The sequence below is a fragment of the Brevundimonas sp. genome, assembly GCF_023259385.1.
Lineage (GTDB): Bacteria > Pseudomonadota > Alphaproteobacteria > Caulobacterales > Caulobacteraceae > Brevundimonas.
In genome coordinates this window covers 1-4313 of the sequence record NZ_JAHFPF010000282.1, presented here as the reverse complement: position 1 = coordinate 4313, position 4313 = coordinate 1, and the positions used below count along the sequence as shown (strand labels likewise).

Here is a 4313-nt window from a genome sequence, read left to right as displayed (position 1 = left end):
CGCCGCGATCATCGATCCGCTGGCCGAGGGGCTCGATCTGGAGCCGTTCCTGGCCCTGATGCGCGACGAATCGATTCTCAAGGTCTTCCACGCCGCCCGGCAGGACGTGGAGATCTTCGTCAAGCTGGGCGCCATGCCCAAGCCGATGTTCGACACCCAGGTCGCCGCCATGGCCGCCGGTTTCGGCGATCAGGTCTCCTATGAGGCCCTGGTCCGCCAGATGCTGCGCCAGGAAGTCGACAAGGGCAGCCGCTTCACCGACTGGGCCCGCCGGCCCCTGTCCGACGCGCAGCTGGTCTATGCGCTCGGCGACGTGACCCACCTGGCGGCCCTGTATCCCAAGCTGCGCGACCGCCTGCAGAAGGACGGCCGTCTGGACTGGGTGATGGCCGAGATGGGCGACCTGACCGACCCGGCCCTGTACGACACCGATCCGGAGAAGGCGTGGAAACGCCTGAAGCCGAAGAAATTCTCTGCCAAATACCTGGCCCCCTTCGTCGCCGCCGCCGTGTGGCGCGAGCGGGCGGCGCAGGAGCGCGACCAGCCGCGCGGCCGCATCCTGAAGGACGAGGCGATCGACGAGATCGCCGCCCAGGCCCCGACCGATCCGGACGCCTTCAACCGCCTGCGTTCGGTGCCCAAGGGCTTCGGCGCCTCGCGGCTGGGGCAGGAGCTCAGCGCCGAGCTGAAGCGGGTCATGGCCGATCCGGAGGCGCATGCGCCCAAGCTGGAGCGTCCGGCGCACAACCAGCCGGCCCCGCCGTCGGTGGTCGAGCTGCTGAAGGTGCTGCTGAAGGCCAAGAGCGACAATGCGGGCGTGGCCACCAAGCTGATCGCCAACGTCGCCGATCTGGAGAAGATCGCCCTGAGCGACGACGCCGACGTCGACGCCCTGAAGGGCTGGCGCCGCCAGCTGTTCGGCGAGGATGCGCTGAAGCTGAAGCGCGGCGAGATCGCCCTGGTCCTGAACGGGCCGCGGGTCGAGGTCGTGGAGATCGAATAGAAAAAGGGCCGCTCTTTCGAGCGGCCCTTTTGTTTGATCAGGCCACCGTGGCCTTGACGATCTTGCCCGGCGAGCGCGGCGGCTCGCCCTTGGGCAGGGCGTCGACGTGTTCCATGCCCTCGATGACATTGCCCCAGACGGTGTACTGCTTGTCCAGGAAGGTCGCGTCGTCGAAGACGATGAAGAACTGCGAGTTGGCGCTGTTCGGGTCGGAGGTGCGGGCCATGGAGACGGCGCCGCGGACGTGCGGCTCGGCCGAGAACTCCTGCTTCAGGTTCGGCTTCTTGGAGCCCGAGGTGCCGGTGCCGGTCGGATCGCCGCCCTGGGCCATGAAGCCCGGGATCACGCGGTGGAAGACGACGCCGTCGTAGAAGCCTTCTTCGGCCAGTTCGGTGATCTGCTTGACGTGGTTGGGGGCCAGGTCCGAGCGCAGCTTGATGACCACGTCGCCGCCGGCGCCATCGCCGTTGTCGAGAGTGAGGGTGAGGGTTTCGGCCATTCGGGCGCGCTCCAGTTAGAGTTTCGCCTGCTCATATAGGCGGCGAGGCCCGCAGGCAAAGCGTCAACGCAGCGGCCAGCGCCCGAGCGTATGATAGATCGACCGCCCGACCTCGCTGTGGATGAGCAGGAACTCGTCCGGCCGCCAGGCGATGGGGCGGATCGGCCGCTCGGGAAGGCGGCGGTCACCGTAGGACAGGGTGACGTGAGGATTGAAGTCTTGGCGGGACAGGGGCTTCACGCCCTGGCGGATGACGGCGGTGAAAAGATCGGCGCGGAAGGCCCTGAGCGCTTCGACGCCTCTGTCGCTTAGCAACACGTGGGGATGCTTGCCAGGAGCGCCGGAGAAGCTGGACACCTTGTCGAAAGCGAGGTCGAAGGCGGCGGGGGCAAGGCTTTCGCCAGCTTGTTTGAGAGCCTCGATGACCGACAGCGGCGGCATTCCTTGATAGTCGCCGACGTGGATCAACGTGACGTGCAGGCGGTCCTCGCGGATGGGGCGTCCGCGCAGGCTGTGTTCGTCCCGCGATTCCGCCAGAACTTCGATCGCCGATCTCGCCGCCGGGTCGGGCAGCATGAGGCCAAAAAAGAGACGCTCGATCTGGCGAGGCAGTTCGTCCCGTCCAAAAAGATCACCGGACATGACACCTGTCGGGGTTGAGGGCAGGGCGGAGCAAATATCGGTGTAGGCGAAATCATTGCCGACAAAGAGCAGCGGCCATCCGCGCGTCTTGGCCGCCTCATAGGCGAAGCAGTCGCCGAAGTTCAGTCGTGCGCGGTGATAGCCCTTGCCGAAGACCTCATAGGCGGCGCTGGCGCGTTGGGCCGCCGCCGCCGTCACGGGGGCGATCTCGAGGTCGAGATCCTCAATCATTCGCGCCATGCGATCCCGAAACCCTCGGCCAGAGGAGACGATCAAGGTCTCCGCCAGAGTTCCTGCGGAAATGACGACGCGCGGCGCCTGATCGATAGCCTCCATACACGCGGTCGCTTGTTCCTCGTCCAGCAAGATGGCGATCAACGCAGACGTATCGACGACAATCACCGCGGTAGACCGTCCTCGTCGTAGAGGAAGTCCTGACTTCGCGCCGCGCTGACGTCGTTCAATCCCTTGGGCGGAGCCTGCCGCCTGACGGCTTCCATGACGGCGCGCCGATCCTTCGCGCGAGGCGCGCTAATGGCTTCGACTCGAGCGACGGGCTTGCCGTGGCGGGTCAGAATAACCTCCTCGCCCTCCTCGGCGAGTCGCACGAGTTCCGTCAGCTGACCTTTCGCGTCGCTCACAGAGATATCCATCCACGCCTCCTTTGCGTGGATGGAATATGGACTATTGTTGGTCTGTTTCCAACCGCCGGCCAGACGGGCATAGCCCTGTGATGTCCGACGAAGAGCCCAAGCCTGAACGCCGCCGCATGGTAAAGCCGCCCTCGGGCGGGACCGCGGCCGGGCGCGGCATGGGCACCAAGATGAAGACGGCGGACACCAAGTCGATGTCCAGCCAGCAGTGGATCAAGCGCCAGCTGTCGGACAAATGGTCCGAGAAGGCGCGGGCCGAGGGCTGGCGCAGCCGGGCGGCGTTCAAGCTGATCGAGATCGACGACCGGTTCCGCCTGATCCGTCAGGGCAGCCGGGTGATCGACCTGGGCGCGGCCCCGGGGGGCTGGGCGCAGGTGGCGGTCAAGCGCGGCGCGACCTCGGTGGTCGGGGTCGACCTGCTGCCGGTCGAGCCGGTGCCGGGCGCGATCATGATCCAGGCCGACTTCACCCATCCGGGCGTCGATCAGCAGATGATGGACCTGCTGGGCGGGGCGCCGGACCTGGTGCTGTCGGACATGGCCCACAATACCGTCGGGCACCGGCAGACGGACCACCTGAAGATCATCGCCCTGATCGAGATCGCCGCCGACTTCGCCATCCGGACGCTCAGGCCGGGCGGGCATTTCGTATCCAAGAATTTCCAGGGCGGCGACGCCGGCGGGGTGCTGGCCCGGCTGCGCGAGGAATTCGAGACGGTGAAATACGTCAAGCCGGCTTCCAGCCGGAAGGACAGCGCCGAGGTCTTCCTGGTGGCGTTGAACAAGAAATGAGTCTCGTCGCCCTGGCCCTGATCGGCGTGATCCAGGCCCAGGAGCCGACGACCACCCGCGTGGCGGTATCGGATCTGCTGGGCCATACGCCGGGCGATGTGGCGGTGATCCTCGGTGCGCCCGCCGCGGTCGACCCATCCGAGGCCGTGCGCATCGTCGAGGACGGGCGGGCGGTCGACATCTATCCCGCCAAACGCTTCCACCGCGCCTGGCCGGAGGGCGGCGTCTGCGTGACCGGCTTCCCCGAAGTCCCGCTGGCGGGGGAGCCCGACGCCAATCCGCGCGCCGAGCTGATGCGCCGCAGTCGGGGCTGGTTCGTGTTCGAGGACGGGGTGCTGGTCGCCGTGCATCCTGAGGCGCCCGTCCCGCGCCGGACCGGCGGGAACCAGCCCGCGACCCGTGAAGGGGTGGAGGCGCTGGTGTTCGCGCCCAAGCCGTACTCGCCGATGACGGTCGCGATGGGACGCCTGCCGCTGTCCGACGGCCTTGCGGTGCTGGGGCGGCTGCCCGCGCCGCCCGCCGACCTGTCCGTGACCAGCCTGTGCGCGCCGATCGTCCATCAGGGCGCGCCGCAGCGCGACATCGGCATGGATGTGATCTGGGGCATGGTCGGCCTGACGGTGCTGCCCTTCGTGCCCTTCCAGATGGCGGAGGAATCGCTGGCGGACCGGGAGGGCGGGGCCCTGCTGGACTCGGTCGAGCCGGGATCGGTGCTGCCCGGCGGG

The 4313-nt window shown here is 67.5% G+C and carries 6 protein-coding genes; 3 read left to right on the top strand and 3 right to left on the bottom strand.

What is annotated here, in order from left to right:
* Positions 1 to 1003: ribonuclease D (gene rnd / locus Q0C81_RS16700; RefSeq protein WP_291840606.1), on the top strand; the 1003-nt coding region annotated here is incomplete at its 5' end.
* A gap of 37 nt (positions 1004 to 1040) precedes the next feature.
* On the opposite strand, the gene Q0C81_RS16695 is transcribed toward rnd, so the two are convergent.
* The 3 genes from Q0C81_RS16695 to Q0C81_RS16685 form a co-directional block, all read right to left on the bottom strand.
* Complete coding sequence (locus Q0C81_RS16695) at positions 1041 to 1502, bottom strand: peptidylprolyl isomerase (protein ID WP_291840604.1); 462 nt, start codon at positions 1500 to 1502, stop codon at positions 1041 to 1043.
* Positions 1503 to 1565: 63 nt separating this feature from the next.
* Entirely contained in the window at positions 1566 to 2546 is a 981-nt protein-coding gene (locus Q0C81_RS16690; RefSeq protein ID WP_291840601.1) for a PIN domain-containing protein, read from the bottom strand.
* Positions 2543 to 2797, bottom strand: coding sequence for a type II toxin-antitoxin system Phd/YefM family antitoxin (locus Q0C81_RS16685; protein ID WP_291840599.1), 255 nt, complete (start codon positions 2795 to 2797; stop codon positions 2543 to 2545). Before Q0C81_RS16685 ends, Q0C81_RS16690 begins: the two co-directional genes overlap by 4 nt.
* Before the next feature lie 80 nt (positions 2798 to 2877).
* Between Q0C81_RS16685 and Q0C81_RS16680 the strand changes: the two genes are divergently transcribed.
* Complete coding sequence (locus Q0C81_RS16680; protein ID WP_291840597.1) at positions 2878 to 3588, top strand: RlmE family RNA methyltransferase; 711 nt, start codon at positions 2878 to 2880, stop codon at positions 3586 to 3588.
* Positions 3585 to 4313: hypothetical protein (locus Q0C81_RS16675; RefSeq protein ID WP_291840594.1), on the top strand; the 729-nt coding region annotated here is incomplete at its 3' end. The genes Q0C81_RS16680 and Q0C81_RS16675, both read left to right, overlap by 4 nt.